The sequence below is a fragment of the Rhodopseudomonas palustris genome (assembly GCF_034479375.1).
Classification (GTDB): Bacteria; Pseudomonadota; Alphaproteobacteria; order Rhizobiales; family Xanthobacteraceae; genus Rhodopseudomonas; species Rhodopseudomonas palustris_M.
The window spans coordinates 1092525-1118825 of the sequence record NZ_CP140155.1 but is presented as its reverse complement, the minus strand read 5'-3'; the positions used below and the strand labels follow the sequence as shown (position 1 = coordinate 1118825).

Sequence of the window (26301 nt, the reverse complement as noted above, 5' to 3'; positions counted from 1 at the left end):
CGGAATGACGAACTAGAAAACCTTCCGATATTGCATGAAGCCGGAATCGTCGGCGATGCGGTCGTACAAGAGGCGCGCGGTGGCGTTGCCGGTCTGCGTGAGCCAGTGCACCCGGCTGCAGCCGTCGGCCTCGGCGCGCGCGTACACCGCCTCGATCAGTTTGCGGCCGAGGCCGAGCCCGCGCGCGCTGTCGGCGACGAACAGGTCCTGCAGGTAACAGTAATCGCCCGCCGTCCAGCACGAGCGGTGATACAGGAACTGGACGATGCCGGTGAGCTTGCCGTCGACATAGGCGCCGAGCAGATACATCGGCTCGGCGGGATCGTGAAACCGCGCCCAGGTGACGTCACTGGTGCCGGGCGCGATCGTCGCCTTGTAGAATTCGAGATAGCCGGCCCACAGCGGCTCCCATGCGGCGCGCTCGTCGGGGCCGACAGGACGAATCTCGACGGCCATGGCCGGCTCTCCTTAATCGAGGTGGAATTTCTCGAACTGGCGGTGATCGGCCTTGATGTAGCGGACGGTGCCGGTCACCGAGCGCATCACCACGGTTTCGGTCTGGATCACATGCTTGCGGAACTTGACGCCGGAGAGCAGCGAGCCGTCGGTGACGCCGGTCGCGGCGAACAGGCAGTCGCCCTTCACCATGTCCTCGATCTGATAGACGAAGTTCGGGTCCTCGATGCCCATCGACTCGGCGCGGTTGCGCTTCGAATAGGTGTCGAGCAGCAGCCGGCACTGCATCTGGCCGCCGATGCAGCGCAGCGCCGCCGCGGCCAGCACGCCTTCCGGCGCGCCGCCGGTGCCCATGTAGATGTCGACGCCGGTGTTCTCCGGGTCGGCGCAGTGGATCACGCCGGCGACGTCGCCGTCGGTGATCAGTTGCACGCCGGCGCCGGTGGCGCGGATCTTGGCGATCAGCTCGGCATGGCGGGGCCGGTCGAGCACCAGCACGGTGATGTCGTGCACCGACACGTCCTTGGCATTCGCCAGGCGGCGGATGTTGTCTTCGGGCGGAGCATCGATGTCGATCACGTTCTTGTCGTAGCCGGGGCCGATCGCGATCTTCTGCATGTAGACGTCGGGCGCGTGCAGCAGTGTGCCGCCTTCGGCCATCGCCATGGTGGCGATCGAGCCCGGCATGTTCTTGGCGCACAGCGTGGTGCCTTCGAGCGGGTCGACCGCGATGTCGACCTTGGGGCCGCCGTCGATGCCGGCGCCGACCTTCTCGCCGATGAACAGCATCGGCGCCTCGTCGCGCTCGCCCTCGCCGATCACCACGGTGCCTTCGATCGGCATCTTGTTGAGCTCGCGGCGCATCGCGTCCACCGCGGCCTGGTCGGCGCCCTTCTCGTTGCCGTGGCCGCGCAGCCGCGCAGCCGACACCGCCGCTCGCTCCGTCACGCGCACGATCTCGAGCGTCAGGATGCGCTCCAGCAATAATTGCGGCGGAACGGAAATGGTGGTGGACATCGGCCCTCTCCTCAAACTCTGCCCGCACCCCAGCGGCGCGGGCGTAATTGTCTCTGGCGTCTTCTAGTTTTTCTCGATCCGGATGACCTGCGGCCGGCCGCTGATCACCTTGTCGCGCTGCACCGCCTGCAGCGCGCGCCGCACGGCGTCCTCGCTGGTGGCGTAAGTGATCAGGATCACCGGCACCGGCGCGGACTTCACCGGCTTGCCGTTCGCATCGGTGGCCCGCTCGGGCTGGCGCTGCACGATCGATTCGATCGAGATGTCCTGCTCGGCGAGCCTGGTCGCAATCGTCGCCGCGGTGCCGGCGTGGTCGCGCGCCATCAGCCGCAGATAATAGCCGCCCTCGTGGCGCTGCATCGGCGCCTTGGTGATCGCTTTGAGCTTGCCCACCGGGCGGCCGAACGGCGCGGTAAGGATGCCTCGCGCGACGTCGGCGATATCGGCGACCACGGCGGACGCGGTCGCAGCCGCGCCGGCGCCGGCGCCGACCAGCGTGATCGGCGGAATGCCGTCGCCGTCGATCGTCACCGCATTGGTGACGCCCATCACCTGCGCGATCGACGAGGACTTCGGCACCATGGTCGGATGCACGCGCTGTTCGATGCCCTGCGGCGTGCGCACCGCGACGCCGAGCAGCTTGAGGCGGTAGCCGAGGTCGGCGGCGGCGCGCAGATCCTCAGGCGTGATCGAGGTGATGCCTTCGACATGAACCGCGCCCTGCGCGACCTTGGTGCCGAAGGCGAGACTGGCGAGAATCGACAGCTTCTGCGCGGTGTCGTGGCCGTCGACGTCGAACGCCGGGTTGGCCTCGGCATAGCCGAGCCGCTGCGCGTCCTTCAGGCACTCGTCGAACGACAGCCCCTCCTGCTCCATCCGGGTCAGGATGTAATTGCAGGTGCCGTTGAGGATGCCGTAGATGCGATGGATGTCGGTGCCGGCGAGGCCCTCGCGCAGCGTCTTGATGACAGGAATAGCAGCGCCGACGGCGGCCTCGTAGTTCAGCGCGACGCCGTGCTTCTCGGCGAGCGCCGCGAGCTTGAGGCCGTGCTTGGCGATCAGCGCCTTGTTGGCGGTGACGACCGACTTGCCGGCGGCGAGCGCCGCCTCGATCGCCGGCCCCGCCGGCTCGTCGACGCCGCCGATCAGTTCGACGAAGCAGTCGACCTCGGGATCGGTGGCGATCGCCAGCGGGCTCTTGGCCCATTTGATGCCGGAGAGATCGATGCCGCGCTTCTTGGCCTTCGACCGCGCGGTGACCGCGACGACGCGCACGGTCCTGCCGCAACGCGCCGCGAGGGTGCGCTGCTGCTGTTCGATGACGCGGACCACTTCGGCGCCGACGGTGCCGAGACCCGCAATACCCACTCTGAGTGGCGCGACCATGACGCGCTGAACCTGCTGCCGGAAGGCTGAAAAACCGGAAAGACCCGAGACGAGGAACCTGGGCCGACGAACCGGGCCGAAGGCCGCAAGCGGGCCTCCGGAACCGGGCCCTATCGCCGGGTGGCGAGAGGAACCACGTTGTGCAACGTTTCGACGCCGCTTTCAAGGAAGCGCCGGACGCCGCGCGCCGCCTGGCGGATGCGCTGCTCGTTTTCCACCATCGCGATGCGGACGAAGCCCTCGCCGTGCTCGCCGAAGGCGACGCCGGGCGACACCACCACGCCGGATTTTTCCACCATCAGGGTGGCGAACTGCATGCTGCCGAGTTCGCGGAACGCCGGCGGCAGCGGCGCCCAGGCGAACATCGAGGCCGACGGCGGCGGGATCTCCCAGCCGGCGCGGCCGAAGCTCTCGACCAGCGCGTCGCGGCGCTTCTTGTAGGTCTCGCGCATCTCGCGGATGCAGTCGTCGGGGCCGTTCAGCGCCGCGGTGGCGGCGACCTGCACCGGGGTGAAGGCGCCGTAATCGAGATACGACTTCACCCGCGCGAGTGCAGCGATGATCCGCTCGTTGCCGACCGCAAAACCCATCCGCCAGCCGGCCATCGAGAACGTCTTCGACATCGAGGTGAACTCGACGGTGACGTCCATCGCGCCCGGCACCTGCAGCACCGAGGGCGGCGGGTTGGAATCGTCGAAATAGACCTCGGCATAGGCCAGATCCGACAGGATCATGATCTCGTGCTTCTTCGCGAACGCCACCAGGTCCTTGTAGAAATCGAGGCTCGCCACATAGGCGGTCGGGTTCGACGGATAGCAGACGATCAGCGCGATCGGCTTCGGGATCGAATGGATGATCGCCCGTTCGGCCGCGGCGAAGAAATCGGGCGTCGGCTCCGACGGCACCGAGCGGATCACGCCGCCGGCCATCAGGAAGCCGAAGGCGTGGATCGGGTAGCTCGGGTTCGGGCACAGCACCACGTCGCCGGGCGCGGTGATCGCCTGGGCGACGTTGGCGAAACCTTCCTTCGAGCCCAGCGTGGCGACGACCTGGGTGTCGGGGTTCAGCTTCACGCCGAACCGGCGGTCGTAATAGGCCGCCTGCGCCTTGCGCAGCCCGGTGATGCCGCGCGAGGCGGAATAGCGGTCGGTGCGCGGCTTGCCGAGCGTCTCTTTGAGCTTTTCGAGCACATGCGGCGGCGCCGGCAGATCCGGATTGCCCATGCCCAGGTCGATGATGTCGGCCCCGGCATTCCGCGCGGCTGCCTTGGCCCGGTTGACCTGTTCGAACACGTAAGGCGGCAAGCGGCGGATGCGGTAAAATTCTTCCATGGTCCTCGACTCCGGGGTGCGGCTGGATGGTTACCGCGTTCTTGATCGGAGGGGAATCCGATTCAGGCGCAGAAACGCTCCCATTGGCACGATTTTGCGGCGGATCGGGTCGAGGACGGTGTTTCTGCTGCGCCGGCCTGCGAACGGTGACCCACCACCGTCGCCGTTCGTGCACCGGCGACGCTGACGGCTATTTGGCGGCGGCCGGCTTGGCCGCGCTGGCATTGGCCTGGCGCTCGCGGGCGGCGATCAGCTCCTGCTCGATCTTGTTGCGCTCGGCGGGGGCCAGCACGGCCTCGTCGCGGTTCGCCGGCAGGTCGTTGACCGCCGGGAAGGCCTCCGCCTCCTTCGGCTTCTCGACGTTGTCGCTGGCGCCCATCAACGGCATGTCGGACAGCGAGATCGAGCAACCGCCGAGGCCTGCCCCGATCAGCAGCACGGCCACGGCCACAGCGACGCGCCGACCCGCGCGATCCCGGCTGCCGTCCCGCGCGATCTTCGACCTCGTCTCTCGCATCACCCGCAAACGCTGTTCCTTTGCTTGCGGCATCGACCGGCCGCTCGCCGAAGCAATCTTCGTCACACACCCGAACCAGGGCGCCCGCAAAACCTTAACCAACCACGGCGGCCCTCGCCACCCCGACCCTAGGCGACACGGCCAAGTCAGTGGGATGCCAATGTGGCTAAATCAAGCGCAAATTGTCGCACTGCAACACATCGAGTTCAGCGCCGTTTACCGAACTATGCCATCATCGGCGCGCCGACGACAAAATCGTATAAGACATTCGAACAGGGTTGAAGCGTCCTCCCATGACCGACATGCTACCAGACACGACGACGGCGAAGACGTTCGATCCCGAGGCTTTTGCCCGGAATCTGGCGCAGGCGATGGAGTGTGGCAGCCAGGCGCTGGCGACGATGATGAAGCCGCGCGAGACGATGGACGGCGCCAAGCCGCCGACCGAACTCACCGAAATCGTCAAGACGCTCACCAGCGTCGCCGAATACTGGATGTCGGACCAGACCCGCGCCGCGGAGCTGCAGGCCAGGCTCGGCAAGTCGTATCTCGACCTGTGGGGCAACGCCGCGAAGAAGCTCGCCGGCGAGAAGGTCGAGCCGACCATCGAGCCGCCGCCGCGCGACAAGCGCTTCGCCGACCCGGACTGGCGCAAGAACCAGTTCTACGAATTCATCATGCAGGCCTATCTGCTGACTTCGCAGTGGGCCAACGAGCTGGTCGAGAAGGCTGACGGGCTCGACCCGCATACCAGGAAGAAGGCGGCGTTCTACATCCAGCAGATCACCAACGCGCTGGCGCCCTCCAATTTCGTCCCGACCAGTCCGGAACTGACGCGGCTGACGCTGGAGAACAGCGGCGACAATCTGGTGCGCGGCATGAAGATGCTCGCCGAGGACATCGCGGCCGGCAAGGGCCACCTCAAGATCCGCCAGTCCGACCCGGCCAATCTCGACGTCGGCGTCAACATGGCGACGACGCCGGGCAAGGTGATCTTCCAGAACGAGATCATGCAACTGATCCAGTATCAGCCCGCGACCGAAACGGTGCTGCGCACGCCTCTGCTGATCGTGCCGCCATGGATCAACAAGTTCTACATTCTCGATCTCAAGCCCGAGAAGTCGTTCATCAAGTACTGCGTCGACCAGGGCCTCACCGTGTTCGTGATCTCCTGGGTCAATCCGGACAGGAGCCTCGCCGACAAGAGCTTCGCCGACTACATGAAGCTCGGCCCGCTCACCGCGATGGACGTGATCGAGAAGACCACCGGCGAGATGAAGGTGCACACCATCGGCTATTGCGTTGGCGGCACCCTGCTCGCCTCGACGCTGGCATGGCTCGCCGAGCGTCGCCGCCAGCGCGTCACCTCGGCGACGTTCCTGACCACCCAGGTTGATTTCACCCATGCCGGCGATCTGATGGTGTTCGTCGACGAGGGCCAGATCTCGGCGCTGGAGCGCGACATGCAGTCGACCGGCGTGCTCGAAGGTGCGCGGATGGCGATGGCCTTCAACATGCTGCGGTCGAACGATCTGATCTGGTCCTACGTCGTCAGCAACTATCTCAAGGGCCAGCCGCCGTCGGCGTTCGATCTGTTGCACTGGAATTCCGATGCGACCCGGATGCCCGCGGCCAACCACTCCTACTATCTGCGCAACTGCTATCTCGACAACAAGCTGTCGGCCGGCACCATGGTGCTCGACGGCACGCCGCTCGACCTCGCCAAGGTCAAGGTGCCGATCTACAACCTCGCCACCCGCGAGGACCACATCGCGCCGGCCGAGTCCGTGCTGTACGGCTCGCAATTCTTCGGCGGCCCGGTGAAATACGTCCTGTCCGGCTCCGGCCACATCGCCGGCGTGATCAACCCGCCCGCGGCGAACAAATATCAGTACTGGACCAACGAAAACATCCGGGTCGGCTCGGTCGCCGAATGGCTGAAGGGCGCGCAGGAGCACAAGGGCTCGTGGTGGCCGGACTGGCGCGAATGGGTCGGCAGCTTCGACCCCGAGCAGGTCCCCGCCCGCGCCATGGGCAACGAAACCTATCAGCCGATCGAGGACGCGCCGGGAAGCTACGTCAAGGTTCGGTCGTAGCTTCTTCGCCTCGTAGCCTCTTCGCCTCGTCGCCTCTGCGTCATCGCGAGCGCTGCGAGAGAGCGCCTCAGGTCCCGGACACCCAGGCCAGCACCAGCGCGAAGCCGGCGAGGCCCACGGTGACATGGGTGCCGAGCAGGACGTTGGCCGCGACCGGGGAGCGTCGCGCCAGCGCGGCGATGAAGCCGGAAAATGCCGAGACCGCGAACAGCCCGGCGGCGATCTTGCCGAACGAGACGCTGCCGGTCGGCGCTGCGCCGTCCGGTGTGCCGTGCAGCAGCATCACCAGCGTCTCCAGCCCGCCGAAGCCGAGCAGCAGATGCAGCGCCACCAGCCCCTGCCGGCGCTCGCCGCGCATGAACAGCAGCAGCAGATACAGGCCGAGCGCGGTCGCGGCGCTGAGGATCACCAGAACGGGAGTTGACGTCATTCAGCCTCCGCATGCCGCACGACGCAGCCTGCGGATTAAAGCAGGAGGCGGATAGTTCGTAAATCCGCCTGAAGGCTGGGTCAGGAGGGGGCGCGACCAAAATTTCGTCATGGCCGGGCTCGTCCCGGCCATCCACGCCTTTGTTGCGGCTTCCGCTGCAAGACGTGGATGCCCGGCACAAGGCCGGGCATGACGAGTTGAAACGAACGTGCCTATTTCATTGGCCGCATTTTCGGCCAGGCTCTCAGGATGACGCCTGCCTCTGCGCCGTCACGTGCAGGATGACGGCCGGCTTGTCGTCGTAGCCGACGTCCTGGTTGGCCTCGATCGTCAGCGACGCCCACGCGCCGGCCTCGGCGTAGCGTTCGCGCAGCCAGTCTTCCGACGGATAATTGTAGTAGCGCGCGAGCTTGTCGCGGCCCTCGCCTTCGCCGGCCTTGTAGCTCGCATAGAACAACCCGCCGGGCTTCAGCGCCCGCCGGACTCGCGCCAGCACATCACCGAGCTGGTCGCGCGGCACGTGCAGCAGGCAGGCATTGGCCCAGACGGCGTCATACAGCGCCTCGGCGTCGAGTTGGTGGAACAGCAGCGTCTCGACCGGGCGGCCGAGTTTGAGCGCGGCCTGCGCGGCCATCTGCGGCGAGCCGTCGGTCGGGCGGACGTCGAAGCCCTGCGCTATCATATGCGCGCTGTCGGCGCCTGCGCCGCAGCCGAGTTCGAGGATCGACGCGCCTTGCGGCAGCGTGTCGAGAAACTGGTTCAGCCGCACATGGCGGTGCTTGCTCCACGCCGCGTAGTCCGCGGCGTTGCCCTGATAGAAGGCGAGCGTATCGGGATCGAAGGCGTCGGACATGGCGGTGACTAGTCCAGACCCGGCGTTTCCGGCAGCCCCAGCATCAGCCGCATGTTCTGCACCGCGGCGCCCGAGGCGCCCTTGCCGAGATTGTCGAGCCGCGCCACCAGCACCGCCTGGCGATGCGCGTCGCTGCCGAACACGCAGAGTTCGAGCCTGTTGGTCTCGTTCAGGGCCTCCGGCTCGATCCGGCCGTCGCTGATCGGCGCACTGTCGCGGGGCAACACCGACACGTAAGCACTGCCGGCATAGCGCGCCTCCAGCGCCGCCTGCAGATCCGCCACCGCCGGCTTGCCCGGCAGCGTATCGAGATGCAGCGGCACCGACACCAGCATGCCCTGCCGGAAATTGCCGACCGACGGGATGAAGATCGGCCGCCGCGTCAGCCGCGCATAGAGCTGCGTCTCGGCGAGATGCTTGTGCGCAAAGCCGAGGCCGTAGAGTTCGAACGCCGGCGCGGTGCCGGCCTCATAGGCCGCGATCATCGCCTTGCCGCCGCCGGAATAGCCGCTGACCGCGTTGATCGACACCGGATGGTCCGCCGGCAGCAGGCCGGCGTCGACCAGCGGCCGCAGCAGCGCGACCCCGCCGGTCGGATAGCAGCCCGGATTGGAGACTTTTCGCGCGGCGCGGATCTTGTCGGCCTGGTCGGGCGCCAGCTCGGCGAAGCCATAGGCCCAGTCCGGCGCGACGCGAAACGCGGTCGAGGCGTCGAGCACTTTCGGCGCATCGCTGCCCATGCCGTCGATCGTCGCCACGGTTTCTTTCGCCGCATCGTCCGGCAGGCACAGGATGACGAGATCGACCTCGGCCATCAGCGCGCGCTTGGCGGCGACATCCTTGCGCTTGTCGTCGGCGATGTCCTTGACGATGACCTGGCCATGCCGGGCCAGCCGCTCGCGGATGCCGAGCCCGGTGGTGCCGGCGGCGCCGTCGATGAACACGGCCGGCTTACCGGTCTTGCTCGTGGAAGCCTTGTTGGCCGTGTCGGTCAGGGTCATCTCGGTTTCCTTCACTCTGCGGGCGCGAACGCCGTCGCGTGCTCTATGTAGTCCAACTGCGGCCGCAGCGCGATCATCTGCGCGGCGATCTCTTGCGCGGCCGGATCGCCCTGCCGCGCCAGCGCACTCGCCACCGCGACGTGATCGGCATCGGATTTGTGCTGGTTCAGCTTGAAGCTGCCCTCGACCAGATCCACCCGCATCATCACGCCGACGATCGCCTTCTTCATCGCGCTGCGTCGTCCGGCCGTCATCTTCGCCGCCGTCCACGGCCGCTTCGGCGCGAGCGTGGTTTCGAAGATGGCGCTGACCTCGTCAAGATGCCCGTCGAGCTCGGCCTCCGACATCACCGCCGCCGGCCCGCTCAGATGCACGCTCTGATACAGCCAGGTCGGCACCTGATCCGGCGACGCGTACCAGTCCGCCGACACATAGGCCCCCGGCCCGGTCACCGCCATCAGCCACGGCGTGCGGCTGTCGGCGAGCGCCGCCAGCGCATTGCCGCGCGCGACGTGAAACGACAGCAGCGGCGTGCCGTTGCTGGAATAATTCAGCGAGAACGGCAGCGGCGACGCGACCGGCTTGCGGCCGTCATGGGCGCAGGCGAGACCGAAGCCGCGCGCCGCCGCAAAGGCAAGGCATTGCGACCGGTCGGGCTTGAAGGGTGGCGGCACATACATGGCAGGCTCCTGTGTCGGGACGGAGCCGCCGGGATCAGTTCGCGTGTGGAAGGGGGAAGAAGATCGACCTGCCGCGGACCGAAACCGGCGGCAGGGGCAACGCTGTCAATCGCGAACAGCCGCTCCCACCGCGCAAATGCGGCGGCGGTAGGCTTTGGCGATGGTCACGGCGCTGATCATGCCGGCGTTGATAGTTGCAGAAACTGATACCGTCAAGCCGCGATGCCGCTCCGCAACACTGCTCTGACAAATCGGCGGCAGCGCCCGTCATGCTTGCAAATCGACCGTCTGCATTGTATTTCCCGCGCACTGGTCGGCAGTTCACCAAGGCGTCGCTGTCCCGCAAGGGAAGCTAAACCTGCCAATTTCCTGATCGGCAGACACTTGTCCCGTGCCGCGTCGTAAGCCAGCGACCATCGACTTTTTCGTTCGGCACGATCGAGGATAAGTCATGACCAGAACCGTTTTCCCCTTCGCCGCGCCCGATGTCTCGACGCTGGCGCGTGCGCTCCATCGCGAACTCGACGCCCAGGACCGCAAGCTCGGCCACGTCCAGCTCCTGAACCTGCTGACGCGCGCCGCGGGCTATCGCAACTTCCAGCATTTCCGCGCCCAGTTCGATGCAGCCGACCAGTTGCAGCGGCAGCCCGAACCGGAGCCGGTGGCCGACCTGCAGAAGGTCGTCCGCGTCGCGCGCTATTTCGACCGCGCAGGCGGGCTGACGCGCTGGCCGAAAAAGGCCAGCCACCGCCTGCTGTGCCTGTGGGTGCTGTGGTCGCGGGTGCCCGCCGGCCAGGAGATGAGCGAGAAGCCGTTCAACGAACTGCTCGCCGCGCATCACGGCTTCGGCGACCACGCGCTGCTGCGCCGCGAGTTGTGCGATCGCGGCCTGATGACCCGGACGCGCGACGGCCGGGTCTATCGCCGGATCGAACAGAAGCCGCCGCCCGAAGCCGTAGCCCTGATCCGCGCCCTCGCGCCAAGGCGCGCGGTGATCAGTGCAACGCCGGATGTATCAAGATGAACTCGCCCCCCGCACGGCCCGCCCCCTCTCCCGCTTGCGGGAGAGGGCTGGGGTGAGGGCGACGCGAGTCGCTGACTCTCGGCTTCGTCGAAACGCCCCCTCACCCGTCCGGCGTCGCTACGCTACGCCGGACGACCTCTCCCCACGCGCGGGAGAGGTTCCTTCCCGTCATTGCGAGGAGCGAAGCGACGAAGCAATCCAGAATCCTGTGCTCGGCGCACTGGATTGCTTCGCTTCGCTCGCAATGACGATATCAGCGCGCCTCCGACAGCCCTCAGATCACCGGGCTCCACGGCGCCGGCACCAGACGGTAGCCGCTGCCGTCTTTCTGGACGTAGCCGTTGGCCGGGAACGGATAGTGGAAGCCCTGCACCCGCATCTTCTCGGCCACCAGCATGTCGTAGACCTTGCGGCGGGTGGTCTCGGCCATCGCCGGGTCCTGGTCGAACATCAGGTGCCAGCCCGGATTGGCGACGAACAGCGCCGGCAAATTGGTGATGTCGGACTGGATGAACACCTTGTCAGCGCCGGACGACAGCACGAACGAGGTGTGCCCCGGGGTGTGGCCGGTCGCCTCCACCGCCATCAGGCCCGGCGCGACATCCTTGCCCCAGTCGTACGGCGTGACCTTCTTGTTCAGCCCGGCCTCGAACACCCGGCGCGCGTTCTTGAACACGCCCTGCATCCGCTCGCCACTGGCGCGGCTCATCTCGCCGTCGTCCATGAAATACTTCCACTCCGCCGCCGGCACCAGCACCTCGGCGTTGGGGAACGCCGGCTGGTTGTCGGCGCCGAGCAGGCCGTTGATGTGGTCGCCGTGGAAATGCGAGATCACCACGATGTCGACCGCCTTGGCGTCGAGCCCGGCCGCCGCCATGTTGCCAGCGAACTGCCCGACATTGCCCTTGCTCGAGGCGAACGCGCCGGGGCCGTTGCCGGTGTCGACGACCACCAGCTTGCCGCCGGTGTTGATCACCAGCGGGGCGAAATTGATCGAGATCTTGTCCTTGGGCAGGAAGGCGGCTTCGAGCGCCTTGTTGACCTCGTCCTTCTTGGCGTTGAGCACGAAGCTGTCGCCGAGCGGAAAGGTGTTCACGCCGTCGGAGATCACGTTCACCTGCGCGTCGCCGACCTTGTAGCGGTAGAAGCTCGGCGCCTGCTTGTCGGCGAGCGGTGCGGCGGCCTCGGCGGGTGCGCTGCGCAGCAACGGCGATACGGCGAGTGCGGCGGCGGCAGTCAGGGCGTGACGGCGGGTCAGGTCCATGGCGTGTCCTCGATCGGGTTGGTTCGAGCCTGCGGCAGTCTACGCCGCCGGCGGTGACTTGTTGACGTCATGACGACAGTTTGATCGCGTGCCTCGGTGAAGCCAACACCGCCGGCTGCGCCCTATTCCCGCCGGCGCGTCAAATCGACCGCATGATCCAGTTCGCGCCGATCGACAACGCGTCGCCGAACAGCAGCAGCACCGCCGACCACACCAGCGCCGACAGCACATTGGCGATCTGGAACTGCCAATACGGCATCTCGAAGATGCCGGCCGCGAGCGGCACCGAGGCGCGCAGCGGCCCGAAGAAGCGGCCGATGAAGATGCTCGGCACCCCCCATTTCTGCACGAAGTCCTCGCCGCGCAGCAGCAGCCCCGGGAACTTCGACAGCGGCCAGATCTGCGCGACGCGGTCCTTGTAGCGATAGCCGAACCAGTACGACAGCCAGTCGCCCAGCGAGGCGCCGAGCGCGGCGCCGAGCCACACCGGCCAGAAACTGATGCCGCTGGCGCCGACCAGCGCGCCGATCGCCACCAGGGCGCCCCAGGCCGGCACCACCAGCGAGATGAAGGCGAGCGATTCCCCGAACGCCAGCACCAGCACCACCGGCGCGGCCCAGGCCTGGTGCTCGCGCACGAAATCGATGAGGCCGCGAAATGCTTCTTCCATTGTCCCTTCCGACCTGCGGGCGACCCGCCGGCGGTTCATCCTGCTGTCGCATAGCACGGTCCCCCGCCCGGTCGACAAGCGCCGCCCCCCGTGACGGATTGCCCGGGGCCGGCCGCGACATGGTTCTGGACCCGTGGCCGGCGGTTTGCACCTCACACAGCCGCGACTGCTCCGGAACAGCGGTATCATGCAACTGATGGCGCAGGCGGCGCCCTTCCCATATCCCCGGCTCCGGCCTATATGCCCGTTCCAGCGGGCAGCCGGCCGCCGGCCTGCCGGCGTCACCATCCACAGCGCTTCCATGGCATAGTTGAGCCTAGCGATTCGCCCGGCGCGCGCCGCCGGCAGCAGCACCCACGATCTCCGGACCGACTTCAGGACAGCTTCAAGACTCATGGCCAAGGCATTGAAGGCGAGCAGCAAATCGAAAACGCCCGGCGACCTGTTCGGGGCCGCGCCGAAATCCGGCGCGTCGCGCCCGGCCGCCAAGCCGACCGGCGGCGCCGAGGCCGGCTACACCGCCGCCGACATCGAAGTGCTGGAAGGGCTGGAGCCGGTGCGCCGCCGCCCCGGCATGTATATCGGCGGCACCGACGAGAAGGCGCTGCATCACCTGTTCGCCGAAGTGATCGACAACTCGATGGACGAGGCGCTGGCCGGCCACGCCACCTTCATCGAGGTCGAGCTCGGCGCCGACGGCTTCCTCACCGTCTCCGATAACGGCCGCGGCATTCCGGTTGATCCGCATCCGAAATTTCCGAAAAAGTCGGCGCTCGAAGTGATCATGTGCACGCTGCACGCCGGCGGCAAATTCGACAGCAAGGTGTACGAGACCTCCGGCGGCCTGCATGGCGTCGGCGTCAGCGTCGTCAATGCGTTGTCGTCGCTGCTTGAAGTGGAGGTCGCGCGCGGCCAGCAGCTCTACCGCATGGTGTTCGCGCGCGGCATCCCGCAGGGCAAGCTCGAGAGCCTCGGCAAGATCAACAACCGCCGCGGCACCCGCGTCCGCTTCAAGCCCGACGCCGACATCTTCGGCGCCAAGGCGGCGTTCAAGCCGCAGCGGCTGTTCAAGATGGCGCGCTCGAAGGCCTATCTGTTCGGCGGCGTCGAGATCCGCTGGAAGTGCGATCCCGAATTGCTGAAGGGCCTCGAGGACGTGCCTGCCGAGGACACCTTCCACTTCCCCGGCGGCCTGAAGGACTATCTCGGCGCGGCGATCCACGCCGACACGCTGGTGCATCCGGATATCTTCTCCGGCAAGTCCGGCCGCAACGGCGCCCACGGCGCCTGCGAATGGGCGGTCGCCTGGACCGCGGACGCCGACGGCTTCCTGTCGTCCTACTGCAACACCGTGCCGACGCCCGACGGCGGCACCCACGAATCCGGCATGCGCTCCGCCCTGCTGCGCGGCCTGAAGGATCACGCCGAGCGCGTCGGCCAGGGCAAGCGCGCCTCCTCGATCACCTCCGAAGACGTCATGGTCGGCGCCGCGGTGATGCTCTCGGTGTTCGTGCGCGAGCCCGAGTTCCAGGGCCAGACCAAGGACCGCCTCGCCACCGCCGAGGCGCAGCGCATCGTCGAACAGGCGATCAAGGACCCGTTCGACCATTGGCTGTCCGGCAACCCGGTGCAGGCCAACAAGCTCCTGGACTTCGTCGTCGAGCGCGCCGAGGAGCGGCTGCGCCGCCGCCAGGAAAAGGAAATCTCGCGCAAGACCGCGGTGAAGAAGCTGCGGCTGCCCGGCAAGCTCGCCGACTGCACCAACACCGCGGCCGAAGGCTCGGAGCTGTTCATCGTCGAGGGCGACTCGGCCGGCGGCAGCGCCAAGCAGGCGCGCGACCGCAAGACCCAGGCCGTCCTGCCGTTACGCGGCAAGATCCTCAACGTCGCGTCGGCGACCAAGGACAAGGTGGTGGCGAACGCCCAGCTCTCCGACCTGATGCAGGCGATCGGCTGCGGCACCGGCGTGAACTACCGCGAGGAAGATCTGCGCTACGCCCGCATCATCATCATGACCGACGCCGACGTCGACGGCGCGCATATCGCCTCGCTGCTGATCACCTTCTTCTATCGGCAGATGCCGAAGCTGATCGACGAGGGCCACCTCTATCTCGCGGTGCCGCCGCTGTATCGCCTCACCCACGGCGCCAAGACCGTCTACGCCCGCGACGACGCCCACAAGGACGAGCTGTTGAAGAAGGAATTCAACGCCAACGCCAAGGTCGATGTCGGCCGCTTCAAAGGCCTCGGCGAGATGATGCCCGCCCAGCTCAAGGAAACCACGATGGATCCCGCCAGGCGCACGCTGCTGCGCGTGGTCCTGCTCGCCGACGACCGCGACGGCACCGCCGATTCCGTCGAGCGCCTGATGGGCACCAAGGCAGAGGCCCGCTTCGCCTTCATCAGCGACAAGGCGGAATTCGCGAGCGAGGATCTGCTGGACGTGTGAGGCTTACCGCGCGAGCAACCGCATTCGAAACAGACGAGAAAGGCACGGAATTCCCCATGCGCACACTGTTCCTCGTCATCGGCATCATCGCCCTGTTGATGGGCCTGGTCTGGACCGGCCAGGGCGCCGGCCTGATCCAATGGCCGGAACAGAGCTTCATGATCAATCAGTCGCAATGGATGTGGTACGGCGCTTCCACCGCGTTCGGCGGATTCCTGCTGATCATGATCTCGCGCAAGGTGTGACGCTCCGGCCGTAGGGTGGCGCTGAGCGCAGCGAAGCCCACGCGACACGAGCGATCTCGCCGGATCACGCGTGGGCACGGCGCTCCGCGCCTTATGCCCACCCTACGTCCGATTGATCGAAGCGATACGATCCTTGCCAGATGCACTGCCCCTCATCCTGAGGAGCCCGGCGAAGCCGGGCGTCTCGAAGGATGGGGCGACGCAGTGCCGGCGGCGCATGGTTCGAGACGGCGCTGCGCGCCTCCTCACCATGAGGTTGTAGCTGTGGTGAGCGTCCCGGAACGCCAATGCTGATTCCAGCGAAGGCAGAACGGCTCTTCCAACCCCCGTCCGGCGTTGCCGGGTCAAGCCCCGTATGACGGACACGCCTCACCTTCTGAACGTCTTGATCTCCGACACCGAGCCGTCGCGATAGGTCAGTTCGACCGACACCGACTTCACGCCCGGCGCCAGTTTCAGATAGGGCGTGGCGCTGCTCGGGATCGCGACCGGGTCGCGCATGTCGCAGGCCGGCAGCTTCAGCGCCTTGTCGGGCACCGCGCTGTCGATGCCGATCCGCACCTCGCGGATCGCGCAGCGATACGACATCAGATGCGTGTAGTAGACCAGCAGTCCGTTGTAGTCGCGGAACGACAGCCAGCTCGTCGCGGTCATGTCGAGGATCTTGCGCTGGTCGCGCAGCAAGGCGGCCTCCGGCTCGAACCGGATCGGAAACGGCCCTTGCGTCTCGCCGAGCGCATCGACATAGCGCACCTCGATGGTCGCGGCCGCGGCGTCGGCCGGCAATTGGATCGACGGATTCGGCATCCGCTTGCGGGTGCGCGGATCGAGCGTGTCCATGAAGCCGGTCTCGCGGAATTCGCCGCTGTCGCCGAGCCGCCAGGAAATGCCGAGCGTCGGATCGGCGATCGAGAACACCACGGTCCAGCCGCCATTGTGGCGCGAGAAGCTGGCGATCGGCGCGTTGAGACTTTCCGAGGTCGGCGGCTTCAGCGGCGCCACCGGCGGCAGCGCGGCGACCTTCTGCGACGGCTCGGCGGACGCCACCGGCGCGGCCGCGGCTGCGCCGGGCTTCGCCGCGCCGTTCAGAAACACGTCGTCGACCATCTGGTCGAAATACACCGGCACCTGCCGATGCCCGACGGTGTCGGCCATCTCGCTGACCGCGCGGCGCGTCCGCTGCGCGACCTGCACCAGATTCTCGCCGGGGTCGAGCAACTGCTTGGCGAACACCCGGGTGAACACCGAATTCGGATCGGCGTCGGTGTCGGACAGCCGGTCGAGCGCGGTCTGCCGCGGCCCGGCGGAGAAGATCGAGAACACGCCCTCGGGCAGCGTGGTCATCGGCGCCAGCCCGCCGCGGCCACTCAGCGCGCGGACTCCGCGGCGCTCGAACGGATTGTTGCGGCAGGCGTCGAACACCAGGATCGCGGTGCGCGCGCCGCGATTCTGCAGCCGCTCGACGATGCGGTCGGCGAGCACAGAAGCGTCGCGGACCAGTTCCTCCTGGCCTTGCGTCGCCGCCGGCACGTCGGTCGGCAGCAGGTAGTTCTGCCCGGAAATCTCGAAGCCGTGGCCGGCATAGAAGAAGAACGCGGTGTCGCCGGGCTCGATGATATTGTCGAACGCCAGCAGGCTCTGGCTGAACGCGGTGCGATTCTGATTCTCCGCGATCATCACTTCGAAACCGAGCGTGCGCAGCGCGTCGCCCATGGTGCGGGCGTCGTTGACCGCCTTCTGCAGCTTCGGTACGTTGCGATAATCGTTGTTGCCGACCACCAGCGCGACGCGTTTGGCGGCCTCGGCCGGCACGCTGCAGATCAGCACCGCGGCGATCACCCCGATCGCCGATATCCCCCGCCGCATCAGCGATCGCATTCAAAACGTCCCAGACAGACCGACGGCCGGATCGCGCCGCCTGCGCCATAGTCGGTCAGAACCCGAGCATGGTTCAACCGATTTCGGCGGGGGGTGGCGGCGGCGATCCGGCCTGGGGGTGGCGCGGACCTTGGGGGAGGTCCGCGCCGCGTCCGCGCTCACGCAGCGCGGACGGTCTCGAGGAACTTGCCGACTTCGAGCTTGAGGCGGTTGCTGTCGTTGGCGAGCGATTGCGCCGCCGACAACACCTGGCCCGACGCCGAGCCGGTCTCGCTGGCGCCGCGCTGGACGTCGATCACGCTCGACGACACCTGCTGGGTGCCCTGCGCCGCCTGCTGCACGTTGCGCGAGATCTCCTGCGTCGCGGCGCCCTGCTCTTCCACCGCCGATGCGATCGTCGAGGCGATCTCGGACATCTTCGAAATCGTCGCGCCGATCTCGCGGATCGCCGACACCGACTGATCGGTCGCGGCCTGGATGCCGCTGATCTGCTGGCTGATCTCGCCGGTGGCCTTCGCGGTCTGCTCGGCCAGCGCCTTCACTTCCGAGGCGACCACCGCGAAGCCGCGGCCGGCATCGCCGGCGCGCGCCGCCTCGATCGTGGCGTTGAGCGCCAGCAGATTGGTCTGGCCGGCGATGGTGTTGATCAGGTCGACGACGTCGCCGATCCGCGCCGCAGCGGCGGATAGTTCGCCGACGCGCTCGTTGGTCGTCTGCGCCTGCCCCACGGCTTCCTGGGCGATGCGTGCGGACTCCTGCACCTGGCGGCTGATCTCGGTGACCGAGGACGCCATCTCTTCGGTCGCGGACGCCACCGACTGCACATTGGCGGACGCCTGCTCGGAGGCTGCTGCGACCGTCGTCGTCACTTCCTGCGCGTGCCGCGCGTTCGAGGTCAGCGTCGTCGCCGACGCTTCCAGTTCGGTCGAGGCCGACGACACCGTCTGGATCACCTCGCCGACCGCGGCCTCGAAGTCGTGCGCGAGCCTCGCCATGTCCTGCTTGCGCTGCGCGGCGAGCTTGCGGTCCTGATCCGCCTTGGCCGCGGCGTCCTGCTTCGCCTTGTCGTCGAGCATCACCTTGATGCCTTCGACCGCGTTGGCGGTCTGCCCGATCTCGTCGCGACGCCCGGTGCCGGAGATCACGACGGTCTCGCCGCGGGCCATCGCCTGCAGATCGCCGACGAGGCGCCCGATCGGACGCGCAATGCCGAACTGCACGATCGCGAAGGCCAGCGCCAGCACCGCAAGGAAGGCGCCTCCGATCATCAACACGGTGAGACGGATGGCGCTCGCGACGTCGGCGGAAATGGTCTGCTGACGCGCATGGATGTCCTTGTCGATACGGGCTGTGATTGCGGACTGGGCCACACGCAAGGCTTGGTTGTCGTCGCCCATGCTTTTCGCCAGCTTCACGGCCGCTTCTTTCTGATTGGCCATGGCCGCCTTCTCGACGAGCACGTATTTGGCCACGACGACGTCCTCGAACTGCCGCACGATGCGGTCGAAATCCGCCGCATAGGTGGGAAGCCCCTTCTTGGCCTCGGCGATGTAGTCGGTGAATTCTCTCTGCGCCGCCGCGGCCTCCTGACTGACCTTCTGCAATTCGGCCTGATCAGTTTCCGCAATCACCCGCCAGGACAGCCGACCGAGATTGAAGACGCGCGCATTGGCCCGGATGTTGGCCTTCATGCTCTGCACATCCCCGTCCAGCATCTCGGCATAAAGCCGCTCGATCTCGCCCATTTTCGCCGCGGCGAACCAGACGCCGCCGGCGACCACGATGCTCAGCAGCAGGAAGCACGCGGCGATCTTGTAGAATATCTTGACGTTGGAGAGATTCATTTCCCGTACCTCGATTGCCGTTCCGACATCTCGCGCCGCCAGGCGCATGCTTGCGTGTGTCGTCCACATCCGGAAACCGTTCCGCAGCGAGACTTCGCGCGCCTCCTGTGCGGGGCGCCGAGCTCGGAACGAGATTCCGAGCTGCAGTCTTTTTGCAGGTCAGCTCACCGCTACATGCACGACAGTCGTTATCTATCGGAAGACCGCTAAATGCCGGTAAGTACAAATTCGGTCATTCAGGACAGACGGAAAAAGAACCGGTCGAGATCGCTCCACGAGTAGGCATGCGCGCGGGTTCGGCGTAGTTGATCACGCCATGAGCGTCGAGTTGTTGGATGACGAGCCGGAGCTGCTGCGGGACTTCTCAATTCTGCGAAGCCAGGACCCGATTGAAGCGCGCAATGTGATGCGGCGTTACGGCGTCGAAGTGATCGCCCCCGACAGCGAAGGCTTCTTCGTGCGGACCAATCTCGCTGAGCTTCCGCATGTGGGACTCTACTTCGCCGGAAACGCGACTCCGACTAAAGTCTTAGTCCCCGAACGTTCGGTCGCTCTGGTGCACGTCTGTCTGCACGGCCACGCACGATTGACCAGTGGCTCGCATCGCCTCGAATTCACCGAAGGCGCCGCGTTTGTGTGCTCGCCGGGTCGCCGCGTGCAGCTCGATCTGAGTGAGAACTTTCGACAACTCGTTCTGCGGATTCCCCAGCAGACGCTCGAGCGCACGATGGCGTCGCTGATCGGCTTCACGCCGCATCGGCAGATCGTCTTCGAACCCGCGATCGCGAACAACGATCCCCGCTATCTCGGTTTTCGCGACCTGCTGAAGCTGCTCGCGAGCCGGCTCGACCCGGCGTTTTCGGCCTGGCCGAAGAAGCTCCTGCTGCAGCTCGAGCAGGCCTGCATCACCTCGCTGCTGTGCTGCAGCCGGCACAATCTCGTTCACTTGCTGGATGTCCCCGACCGCGAGTCGACGCCGTCCTGGCTGTTGCGGGCCGAACATTACGCCGAGACCCGCTGCGAATCCGACATCACCGCCGACGATCTGGCGGCCGCCGCGGGAGTCAGCGTCTCGACGCTGACGCGCGCGTTCATCAAACATCGCGGCCATTCGCCGGCCGCTCTGATCAAGCGGGTCCGACTGTCGCGCGCCAAGCAACTGATCGAGACGGGTGCGGCGACCACCGTGGTCGGCGTCGCGCTGCGCTGCGGCTTCGCCAATCCGAGCCGCTTCGCCAAGGATTATCGCGAAGCGTTCGGCGAGTCGCCGACGGAGACGCTGCGGCGACGACGCCCGCAGGGCTGACGCGCCTTTGCCCGGACCGCGCGCCTGTCTGCTGTTCGCGTTGCGCCGTCGCCGTCGCCGATGGTGCGGCGGCGTGCGGTGCGGCTGGGCAAGGAGAAAGCGGCGGCCGGGTCGTTGACAGCACGGCCGTGGTGGATTGACCTGCGGACGCGACACGTCGATTCAACCCGACGGTTTGCTACGACACCGGACAAGGCCAGGGAGGACTTCTGTGAAGAAAATGCTGACGCTCATCGCGCTGACTTTGCTGACTGCCGTGATGATTTCCGAGGCGGCTTTTGCCGACAGGTGCGGACCGGGCAAGCGCTACTATAACGGCCGCTGCGTCTGATCAGCCCGGCACGATTGGTTTGAAAGGCCCGCGGTGCGGGTCTTTTTTTCGAGTCCTCTGATCGTCCAAAATCCGCAGGTCTTCCGCGCGCGGATCCGACCTGAAACGCTGGCGCGCGGCACCGCTGCGCCGGGATTGTCGCGAGGCGTTCCGGGAGCAGCGGCCACGGCGCCCGCAAGCCCGACGCGCGGTCGCTCCGGCCAAGGCGCCCGCCGGCTGCCCAAAAACCCGCCAGAACCGCCGTTTCGTTAAGTGTTTCGAGCGGTTTCATCCGCCGCTGCATTGACTTTGGCCGATTCAGGCCTATGTTCCGGCCTTGAAGCGGCCCGGTATCGAAACGCGATGCCCGTTGTGCCGTCTGTCTGCGATCAGACTTCCCCGTGCAACTATGCGTGCCGCTCCGGGGTTGGGCGCGACAGCCTATTTCCAGAATCAAGGCGGCGGTTTCGACCAATGGCGTGATCCCGAACTCCGAAGTTTCGGTCCGGGTCAGGTTGCGCCGACAACAGAGGCTCAATGTCCTTTTCCAATCTCGGCCTTTCAGACAAGGTCCTCTCCGCTGTCGCGGCAAGCGGTTACACGACCCCCACTCCGATCCAGGAACAGGCGATCCCCCACGTGCTCGCCCGGCGAGACGTCCTCGGCATCGCCCAGACCGGCACCGGCAAGACCGCGGCCTTCGTGCTGCCGATGCTGACGATGCTGGAAAAGGGCCGCGCCCGCGCGCGGATGCCGCGAACCCTGATCCTCGAGCCGACCCGCGAACTCGCCGCCCAGGTCAAGGAACAGTTCGACAAATACGGCGCCGGGCAAAAGCTCAACGTCGCTTTGCTGATCGGCGGCGTCTCGTTCGGCGATCAGGATCTCAAACTGACCCGCGGCGTCGACGTGCTGATCGCCACGCCCGGCCGCCTGCTCGACCACACCGAACGCGGCGGCCTGCTGCTCACCGGCGTCGAGATGCTGATCATCGACGAAGCCGACCGCATGCTCGACATGGGCTTCATTCCGGACATCGAACGGGTCTGCAAGCTGGTGCCGTTCACCCGCCAGACGCTGTTCTTCACCGCGACGATGCCGCCGGAAATCCGCCGCGTCACCGAGACCTTCCTGCACAATCCCGAAAAGATCGAAGTCAGCAAGCCGGCGTCGACCGCCGTGACGGTGGCGCAGTCGCAGGTCCCCTGCGGTCGCGAGCCGCACGAGAAGCGCGAGACGCTGCGCCGCCTGATCCGCGCCGCCACCGATCTGCAGAACGCGATCATCTTCTGCAACCGCAAGCGCGAAGTGGCATTGCTGGCGAAATCGTTGCAGAAGCACGGCTTCAGCGTCGGCGCGCTGCACGGCGACATGGACCAGAGCGCGCGCACCGCAGCCCTCGAAGCCTTCCGCAAGGGCGAATTGCCGATCCTGGTGGCCTCCGACGTCGCCGCACGCGGCCTCGATATTCCGGAAGTCAGCCACGTCTTCAATTTCGACGTGCCGCATCATCCCGACGACTACGTCCACCGCGTCGGCCGCACCGGCCGCGCCGGCCGGCTCGGCACCGCGATCTCGATCGTCGCGCCGTCCGACCAGAAATCGATCGCCGCGATCGAAAAGCTGATCGGCAAGGAGATTCCCCGCGTCGACGCCGGCCCGGCCGGCGACGCCGACGAGGAGCAGACCGAACGCACCGAGCGGCCCGCGCGGTCGTCGCGGCGCTCGTCCGAATCGCGCAGCCGCGAGCCGCGTGGCGAAGACCGTCCGGCCCGCGAATCGCGCGGTCCCCGCCGCGAAGGACGTGGTGAAGGACGCGGCGAAGCGCGTGGTGAAGCGCGCCCTGCCCGCGAGCCGCGTGAGGCCCGTGCGCCGGCGCCGGTCGAAGCCCGCGAGGTTCGCGAGCCCCGTGAACCGCGCGAGAGCCGTGAACCGCGCGAGGCCCGCAAGCCGCGCCGCGAACCGCGCAACGCTCCGATCGCGCCCGCCGCCGCTGCACCGGCCGCCCATGCTTCGTTCGGGTCGGCGCCGCCGGCGCGGGACCTGTCGTCCGAGCCGGGCGACCACTCGCATCTGCCCGCCTTCCTTCTGCGTCCTGTGCGCGCACGGGGCTGACGCGAGGGCGATCGGCACCGGAAATTTACCGGGCATTCACCCTCGCGACGTAGCTTTGCAACCCATGATGGAGGGTTGGGGGCGATCCCCGACGACGGGGGATCTGGCCGCCATGCAGAATGATCACGAGCGCACGTTGGCCTATGCCGAGCTCGCGCTGAACCAGATCCGGGCGCTCCGGCACGGAGCGATGCCGCGCAACTACGAGATCTGGTACGTCTACGCCACAGGCTACAATGCGGAGCTGAACAAGGCGATCAACGACGCGCTGGCGGAGCAAGGCCGGCTGTCGGACTCCGACCTCGAGCAGTTGTACGACTGCTATCTGTCGCACGGCCGCACCCACGAGCGCATCGACCGGATCGGCGCGCGCGTCGTCAGCGAGATCGACGACATGATGTCGCTGCTGGGCGACGCGCTCGGCACCACCGCCACCTTCGGAGACAATCTGAAGGGCGCCAGCCAGAAGCTGTCGCTCACCACCGATCACGAGCAGATCAAGGCGATCGTCGAGCGGCTGGTGGCATCGACCCGCGAGATGCAGGAAGCCAACACCGCCCTCGAAGAGCGGCTGTCGACCTCGCGGCAGGAAATCACCAATCTGCAGGCCAGCCTGGAGGCGATCAGCGCCGAGAGCCTGACCGATCCCCTGACCGGCCTCGGCAACCGCAAGCATTTCGATCGCGTCGTCAACGAAGCGGTGCGCAGCGCCGCCGTGAGCCGGCTGCCGTTGTCGCTGCTGATGATGGATATCGATCACTTCAAATCGTTCAACGACAATTACGGCCACCTCACCGGCGATCAGGTGCTGCGGCTGGTCGGGATGACGTTGAAGCAGAACATCAAGACCAAGGACATTCCGGCGCGCTACGGCGGCGAGGAATTCGCCGTGGTGCTGCAGAACACGCCGTTGCGCCAGGCGCTGGTCGTCGCCGACGACATCCGCCGCACCGTGATGTCGAAGGAATTGAAGAAGAAGTCGACCGGCGAGATTCTCGGCCGGGTGACGCTGTCGGCCGGCGTCTCGACGCTGAAGCCGGACGACGACGCCTACGCCCTGATCGAACGCGCCGACGCCTGCCTGTATTCGGCCAAGCGCAACGGCCGCAACCGGGTGATCTGCGAGACCGATCCGGAATTCCGCCAGGTCGAAACCGCCAAGGTGGCGTAGTCACACGGCGCGAACGATCGACGCGTCGACCATCAACGCGTCACAGGACTTTGTTTAGTCGACTTGCGTTTCGGCTTCGGGACGACCTTTTTCTTCGCACGCTTCGCTGCGCGCGGCTTCAGGGCCTTCGCCCGCTCGGCCGCCGCAAGCGCCTCCCGCGACCACTGTGCGAGTTCGTCCGGCTCGTCGAGCAGCCGGTCCGGCAGTCGCCAGTACGAGGCGACGGTGACGGTCCGCAGGCGGGTCGTGTAAGCGAAAGGCTTCGAGCCCTCTTCCTGGTATTTGGAGATCGTCGCCGCATCGGCGCGCAGATAGAGCGTGCCCTGAATCACCAGCGCGAAGGTGATGCCGTCGGCGGAAATGCCGAAACCGGAGAACATCCGCCGGATCGTCACCGGCCCGAACGGCGCGAACAAATCGGCGAGATAGTCACGATCCATCGGCGGGCCCAGCCTCTTCCGGGGATGAGCATAGTCATCTCCGCACAGCTTCGCCACCGTGTCCCGGGCGCGGCGCAGCGCAAAGCGCTGCTCCGCAGAACCGGGACCCCGGTTACTCGAGCGGCGGCCAGAAAAGCCGCGGCGAGCGCAAGAAACAGAAAGCCGGGACCCGGATCTGCAGCGCGCCACGCCGCGGAGAGCGGCGCGCTGCGCCGCGTCCGGGGCACCGGCTGCGGACTACTTCTTCACCGGCGCATAGAACGTGCCGTCGATCTCGGCGATATCGCCCTGATCGAGCGCCGGCACCTGCAGCACGGTGCGCGGCGGGTACGGGCCGTCGCCCCAGATGTCCTTCTGCACCTTGTTGACCACCGGCCGATATTTCGCGACGTCGGTGACGAACACGGTGAGCCGCACGGCATCGTGCCTGGTTGCGCCGGCGGCTTCGGCCGCGGCGAGCATGTTGTCGAACATCCGCCGCACCCGCGCCTCGTCGCCCTCGACCATCTTTCCGGTGGCGCGGTCGGTGCCGCGCATCCCGCCGATGAACACGAAATCGCCGGCGCGGGCGCCCATGCTCCAGGTGCCGCTCGGCGTGATCGTCTTGTCGGTCGGGGCGATGATCTGCACGGCGGACTTGTCCTGCGCCGGTGCGATGCCCGGCAAGGCCATGGTGCCGGCAGCGGCGATCAGCAGCGCGCGGAGCGGACGGTTCATGCGGTTCTCTCCTTGGGGTCGGGTTCGGACGAGATGATCTGCCGCCGGCGCCAGAACGGCGCGTCGGCGAAGCGCTGCTCCGAGGCGTACATCGCGTTCTGGGCCGCGAACTGATGCGCGACGCCCTGCAGATAGTCGCGCTCATAGGCTGCGCCGGCGTCGGCATCGCCCCTGGCCAGGCCGAGCGCCGCCCCCGCCGCCTGGGTGCCGCTCCACAGCGCGGTGGCGAGGCCGTTGGCGCCGATCGGATCGAGTGCCGCGGCGGCATCGCCGGCCCGCACGATGCGGCCCTCGACGAGACGGCCGACGGTGATCGACGCGGCCGGCGCGATCGCCGGCGGCGTCTCCGCCGCGGACGCCTCCAGCCCGAGGCTCGCGAGCCGCGGCGCGATCGCGCGGGTGCCGGCTGCGAGGCCGGCCCAGCGCACGCCGTCCTGCGCGACGCCGGTTGGGACGAGATCGCTGTCGGTGAACAGGCCGAGCATCATCCGCCGGCCGGGCAGCGGCGACATGTACCACCAGCCGAGTTCCACCGCTTCGACCAGCGTCGCCGCCACGGTCTCGGCATCGTCGGGCAGATCGAGCACGCGCCACGCCGCGATCAGGCGGTCGAGCCGCCGGCGCTGCGCGGCCTCCCCGGACGACAGCGCCGCGCGTCCGGTGCAGTCGATCACCGCGGGCGCCGAGATCACGGCCCGATCGGCGAGCGTCAGTTCGACACAAGCAGGCCGGTGCGCGATCGCGGTCACGCTGGTCCGCGCCTGCTCGAGGTCGTGCGCGAACAGAGCCGTCCGCATCAGCCGTTCGAACTGGGCGCGATCCAGATGATAGCCGAGCCCCTCGTGGTCCGGCGCCTTGCGCAGCGTGGCGTCGCCCCAGACCGAGAACCGGCCGTCGCCGGGCAACGTACTGTCGGCGTCGAGCAGGTGCGGCCATTGCAGCGCTTCGAGCAATGTCAGCGCTTTCGGCGACAGCGTTTCGCCGCGGTTCGGCACCGCTGAATCGGGGGCGATCAGGATCGGACGGTGGCCCGCCAGGACGAGCCGCCGGGCGGCGGCCAATCCCGCCACGCCGGCGCCGATGATGGCAATGCGGTCCATC

Annotated in this window: 23 protein-coding genes; 7 read left to right on the top strand and 16 right to left on the bottom strand. The window is 67.1% G+C overall.

Translation table 11 applies throughout. The features are described 5' to 3' along the window. Positions 1–12 precede the first annotated feature (12 nt). From SR870_RS04880 to SR870_RS04860, 5 genes are all read right to left on the bottom strand, one after another. Positions 13–456 carry a GNAT family N-acetyltransferase gene (locus SR870_RS04880; RefSeq protein ID WP_322516912.1) on the bottom strand — a complete coding sequence of 148 codons (444 nt, stop codon included), beginning with the start codon at positions 454–456 and terminating at the stop codon, positions 13–15. A 12-nt stretch (positions 457–468) separates the two neighbouring features. Continuing rightward, positions 469–1473: a class II fructose-bisphosphatase gene (gene glpX, locus SR870_RS04875; RefSeq protein ID WP_322516911.1), complete on the bottom strand. Its 1005-nt coding sequence runs from the start codon at positions 1471–1473 to the stop codon at positions 469–471. 63 nt (positions 1474–1536) lie between these two features. Continuing rightward, positions 1537–2859, bottom strand: a complete 1323-nt coding sequence (locus SR870_RS04870; RefSeq protein ID WP_322516910.1) for a homoserine dehydrogenase — start codon at positions 2857–2859, stop codon at positions 1537–1539. A gap of 110 nt (positions 2860–2969) precedes the next feature. Beyond that, positions 2970–4190, bottom strand: a complete 1221-nt coding sequence (locus SR870_RS04865; RefSeq protein WP_322516909.1) for an LL-diaminopimelate aminotransferase — start codon at positions 4188–4190, stop codon at positions 2970–2972. 190 nt (positions 4191–4380) lie between these two features. Beyond that, complete coding sequence (locus SR870_RS04860; protein ID WP_322516908.1) at positions 4381–4641, bottom strand: hypothetical protein; 261 nt, start codon at positions 4639–4641, stop codon at positions 4381–4383. A 359-nt stretch (positions 4642–5000) separates the two neighbouring features. Between SR870_RS04860 and phaC the strand changes: the two genes are divergently transcribed. Further along, on the top strand, positions 5001–6803 hold the full coding sequence (gene phaC / locus SR870_RS04855; RefSeq protein ID WP_322516907.1) for a class I poly(R)-hydroxyalkanoic acid synthase: 1803 nt from the start codon (positions 5001–5003) through the stop codon (positions 6801–6803). Between the two features lie 67 nt (positions 6804–6870). Here phaC and SR870_RS04850 read toward each other — a convergent pair whose 3' ends face one another. From SR870_RS04850 to SR870_RS04835, 4 genes are all read right to left on the bottom strand, one after another. Beyond that, positions 6871–7233 (bottom strand): hypothetical protein, encoded by a 363-nt coding sequence (locus SR870_RS04850; protein ID WP_322516906.1) that lies wholly within the window; start codon positions 7231–7233, stop codon positions 6871–6873. Positions 7234–7477: 244 nt separating this feature from the next. Further along, complete coding sequence (locus SR870_RS04845; protein ID WP_322516905.1) at positions 7478–8086, bottom strand: class I SAM-dependent methyltransferase; 609 nt, start codon at positions 8084–8086, stop codon at positions 7478–7480. 8 nt (positions 8087–8094) lie between these two features. Continuing rightward, entirely contained in the window at positions 8095–9087 is a 993-nt protein-coding gene (gene argC, locus SR870_RS04840) for an N-acetyl-gamma-glutamyl-phosphate reductase (protein WP_322516904.1), read from the bottom strand. Positions 9088–9098: 11 nt separating this feature from the next. Further along, complete coding sequence (locus SR870_RS04835) at positions 9099–9767, bottom strand: FMN-binding negative transcriptional regulator (RefSeq protein WP_322516903.1); 669 nt, start codon at positions 9765–9767, stop codon at positions 9099–9101. 451 nt (positions 9768–10218) lie between these two features. On the opposite strand from SR870_RS04835, the gene SR870_RS04830 reads away from it, so the two are divergent. Next, positions 10219–10791 carry a DUF2087 domain-containing protein gene (locus tag SR870_RS04830; protein ID WP_322516902.1) on the top strand — a complete coding sequence of 191 codons (573 nt, stop codon included), beginning with the start codon at positions 10219–10221 and terminating at the stop codon, positions 10789–10791. A 274-nt stretch (positions 10792–11065) separates the two neighbouring features. Here SR870_RS04830 and SR870_RS04825 read toward each other — a convergent pair whose 3' ends face one another. Together SR870_RS04825 and SR870_RS04820 are read right to left on the bottom strand one after the other, a co-directional pair. After that, positions 11066–12055 carry an MBL fold metallo-hydrolase gene (locus SR870_RS04825; RefSeq protein ID WP_322516901.1) on the bottom strand — a complete coding sequence of 330 codons (990 nt, stop codon included), beginning with the start codon at positions 12053–12055 and terminating at the stop codon, positions 11066–11068. A gap of 139 nt (positions 12056–12194) precedes the next feature. Next, positions 12195–12725, bottom strand: a complete 531-nt coding sequence (locus SR870_RS04820) for a DedA family protein (RefSeq protein WP_322516900.1) — start codon at positions 12723–12725, stop codon at positions 12195–12197. Positions 12726–13119: 394 nt separating this feature from the next. On the opposite strand from SR870_RS04820, the gene parE reads away from it, so the two are divergent. Both parE and SR870_RS04810 read left to right on the top strand, forming a co-directional pair. After that, positions 13120–15174 (top strand): DNA topoisomerase IV subunit B, encoded by a 2055-nt coding sequence (parE, locus tag SR870_RS04815; protein WP_322516899.1) that lies wholly within the window; start codon positions 13120–13122, stop codon positions 15172–15174. Between the two features lie 56 nt (positions 15175–15230). After that, positions 15231–15419: a hypothetical protein gene (locus SR870_RS04810; protein WP_322516898.1), complete on the top strand. Its 189-nt coding sequence runs from the start codon at positions 15231–15233 to the stop codon at positions 15417–15419. 369 nt (positions 15420–15788) lie between these two features. Here SR870_RS04810 and SR870_RS04805 read toward each other — a convergent pair whose 3' ends face one another. Together SR870_RS04805 and SR870_RS04800 are read right to left on the bottom strand one after the other, a co-directional pair. Beyond that, positions 15789–17297: a caspase family protein gene (locus SR870_RS04805; protein ID WP_416221127.1), complete on the bottom strand. Its 1509-nt coding sequence runs from the start codon at positions 17295–17297 to the stop codon at positions 15789–15791. Positions 17298–17455: 158 nt separating this feature from the next. Then, a complete protein-coding gene (locus tag SR870_RS04800) occupies positions 17456–19141 on the bottom strand; it encodes a methyl-accepting chemotaxis protein (protein WP_322516897.1) in 1686 nt (561 codons plus the stop codon). A gap of 316 nt (positions 19142–19457) precedes the next feature. On the opposite strand from SR870_RS04800, the gene SR870_RS04795 reads away from it, so the two are divergent. The 3 genes from SR870_RS04795 (at position 19458) to SR870_RS04785 (ending at position 24043) form a co-directional block, all read left to right on the top strand. Continuing rightward, positions 19458–20447 (top strand): AraC family transcriptional regulator, encoded by a 990-nt coding sequence (locus SR870_RS04795; RefSeq protein ID WP_322516896.1) that lies wholly within the window; start codon positions 19458–19460, stop codon positions 20445–20447. Between the two features lie 847 nt (positions 20448–21294). Next, the gene (locus SR870_RS04790; protein ID WP_322516895.1) at positions 21295–22872 is read left to right on the top strand and encodes a DEAD/DEAH box helicase; all 1578 of its coding nucleotides are present in this window, start codon (positions 21295–21297) and stop codon (positions 22870–22872) included. Positions 22873–22975: 103 nt separating this feature from the next. Further along, positions 22976–24043: a GGDEF domain-containing protein gene (locus SR870_RS04785; RefSeq protein ID WP_322518196.1), complete on the top strand. Its 1068-nt coding sequence runs from the start codon at positions 22976–22978 to the stop codon at positions 24041–24043. Positions 24044–24075: 32 nt separating this feature from the next. On the opposite strand, the gene SR870_RS04780 is transcribed toward SR870_RS04785, so the two are convergent. The 3 genes from SR870_RS04780 to SR870_RS04770 form a co-directional block, all read right to left on the bottom strand. Further along, positions 24076–24540 (bottom strand): TfoX/Sxy family protein, encoded by a 465-nt coding sequence (locus SR870_RS04780; protein ID WP_416221126.1) that lies wholly within the window; start codon positions 24538–24540, stop codon positions 24076–24078. 180 nt (positions 24541–24720) lie between these two features. Next, entirely contained in the window at positions 24721–25200 is a 480-nt protein-coding gene (locus SR870_RS04775; RefSeq protein WP_322516894.1) for a RidA family protein, read from the bottom strand. Then, on the bottom strand, positions 25197–26300 hold the full coding sequence (locus tag SR870_RS04770; protein ID WP_322516893.1) for an NAD(P)/FAD-dependent oxidoreductase: 1104 nt from the start codon (positions 26298–26300) through the stop codon (positions 25197–25199). The genes SR870_RS04775 and SR870_RS04770 overlap by 4 nt, the downstream gene beginning before the upstream one ends. Position 26301 lies beyond the last annotated feature (1 nt).

What these genes read in the sequence shown, in the direction of transcription:
- SR870_RS04795 (WP_322516896.1), top strand. Translation starts at nt 19,458, where the DNA reads ATGAGCGTCGAGTTGTTGGATGACGAGCCGGAGCTGCTGCGGGACTTC.
- argC (WP_322516904.1), bottom strand. Translation starts at nt 9,087, where the DNA reads ATGACCCTGACCGACACGGCCAACAAGGCTTCCACGAGCAAGACCGGT.
- SR870_RS04865 (WP_322516909.1), bottom strand. Translation starts at nt 4,190, where the DNA reads ATGGAAGAATTTTACCGCATCCGCCGCTTGCCGCCTTACGTGTTCGAA.
- glpX (WP_322516911.1), bottom strand. Translation starts at nt 1,473, where the DNA reads ATGTCCACCACCATTTCCGTTCCGCCGCAATTATTGCTGGAGCGCATC.
- SR870_RS04830 (WP_322516902.1), top strand. Translation starts at nt 10,219, where the DNA reads ATGACCAGAACCGTTTTCCCCTTCGCCGCGCCCGATGTCTCGACGCTG.
- SR870_RS04850 (WP_322516906.1), bottom strand. Translation starts at nt 7,233, where the DNA reads ATGACGTCAACTCCCGTTCTGGTGATCCTCAGCGCCGCGACCGCGCTC.
- SR870_RS04770 (WP_322516893.1), bottom strand. Translation starts at nt 26,300, where the DNA reads ATGGACCGCATTGCCATCATCGGCGCCGGCGTGGCGGGATTGGCCGCC.
- SR870_RS04870 (WP_322516910.1), bottom strand. Translation starts at nt 2,859, where the DNA reads ATGGTCGCGCCACTCAGAGTGGGTATTGCGGGTCTCGGCACCGTCGGC.
- parE (WP_322516899.1), top strand. Translation starts at nt 13,120, where the DNA reads ATGGCCAAGGCATTGAAGGCGAGCAGCAAATCGAAAACGCCCGGCGAC.
- SR870_RS04835 (WP_322516903.1), bottom strand. Translation starts at nt 9,767, where the DNA reads ATGTATGTGCCGCCACCCTTCAAGCCCGACCGGTCGCAATGCCTTGCC.
- SR870_RS04880 (WP_322516912.1), bottom strand. Translation starts at nt 456, where the DNA reads ATGGCCGTCGAGATTCGTCCTGTCGGCCCCGACGAGCGCGCCGCATGG.
- SR870_RS04790 (WP_322516895.1), top strand. Translation starts at nt 21,295, where the DNA reads ATGTCCTTTTCCAATCTCGGCCTTTCAGACAAGGTCCTCTCCGCTGTC.
- SR870_RS04820 (WP_322516900.1), bottom strand. Translation starts at nt 12,725, where the DNA reads ATGGAAGAAGCATTTCGCGGCCTCATCGATTTCGTGCGCGAGCACCAG.
- SR870_RS04800 (WP_322516897.1), bottom strand. Translation starts at nt 19,141, where the DNA reads ATGAATCTCTCCAACGTCAAGATATTCTACAAGATCGCCGCGTGCTTC.
- phaC (WP_322516907.1), top strand. Translation starts at nt 5,001, where the DNA reads ATGACCGACATGCTACCAGACACGACGACGGCGAAGACGTTCGATCCC.
- SR870_RS04805 (WP_416221127.1), bottom strand. Translation starts at nt 17,297, where the DNA reads ATGCGATCGCTGATGCGGCGGGGGATATCGGCGATCGGGGTGATCGCC.
- SR870_RS04845 (WP_322516905.1), bottom strand. Translation starts at nt 8,086, where the DNA reads ATGTCCGACGCCTTCGATCCCGATACGCTCGCCTTCTATCAGGGCAAC.
- SR870_RS04825 (WP_322516901.1), bottom strand. Translation starts at nt 12,055, where the DNA reads ATGGACCTGACCCGCCGTCACGCCCTGACTGCCGCCGCCGCACTCGCC.
- SR870_RS04775 (WP_322516894.1), bottom strand. Translation starts at nt 25,200, where the DNA reads ATGAACCGTCCGCTCCGCGCGCTGCTGATCGCCGCTGCCGGCACCATG.
- SR870_RS04810 (WP_322516898.1), top strand. Translation starts at nt 15,231, where the DNA reads ATGCGCACACTGTTCCTCGTCATCGGCATCATCGCCCTGTTGATGGGC.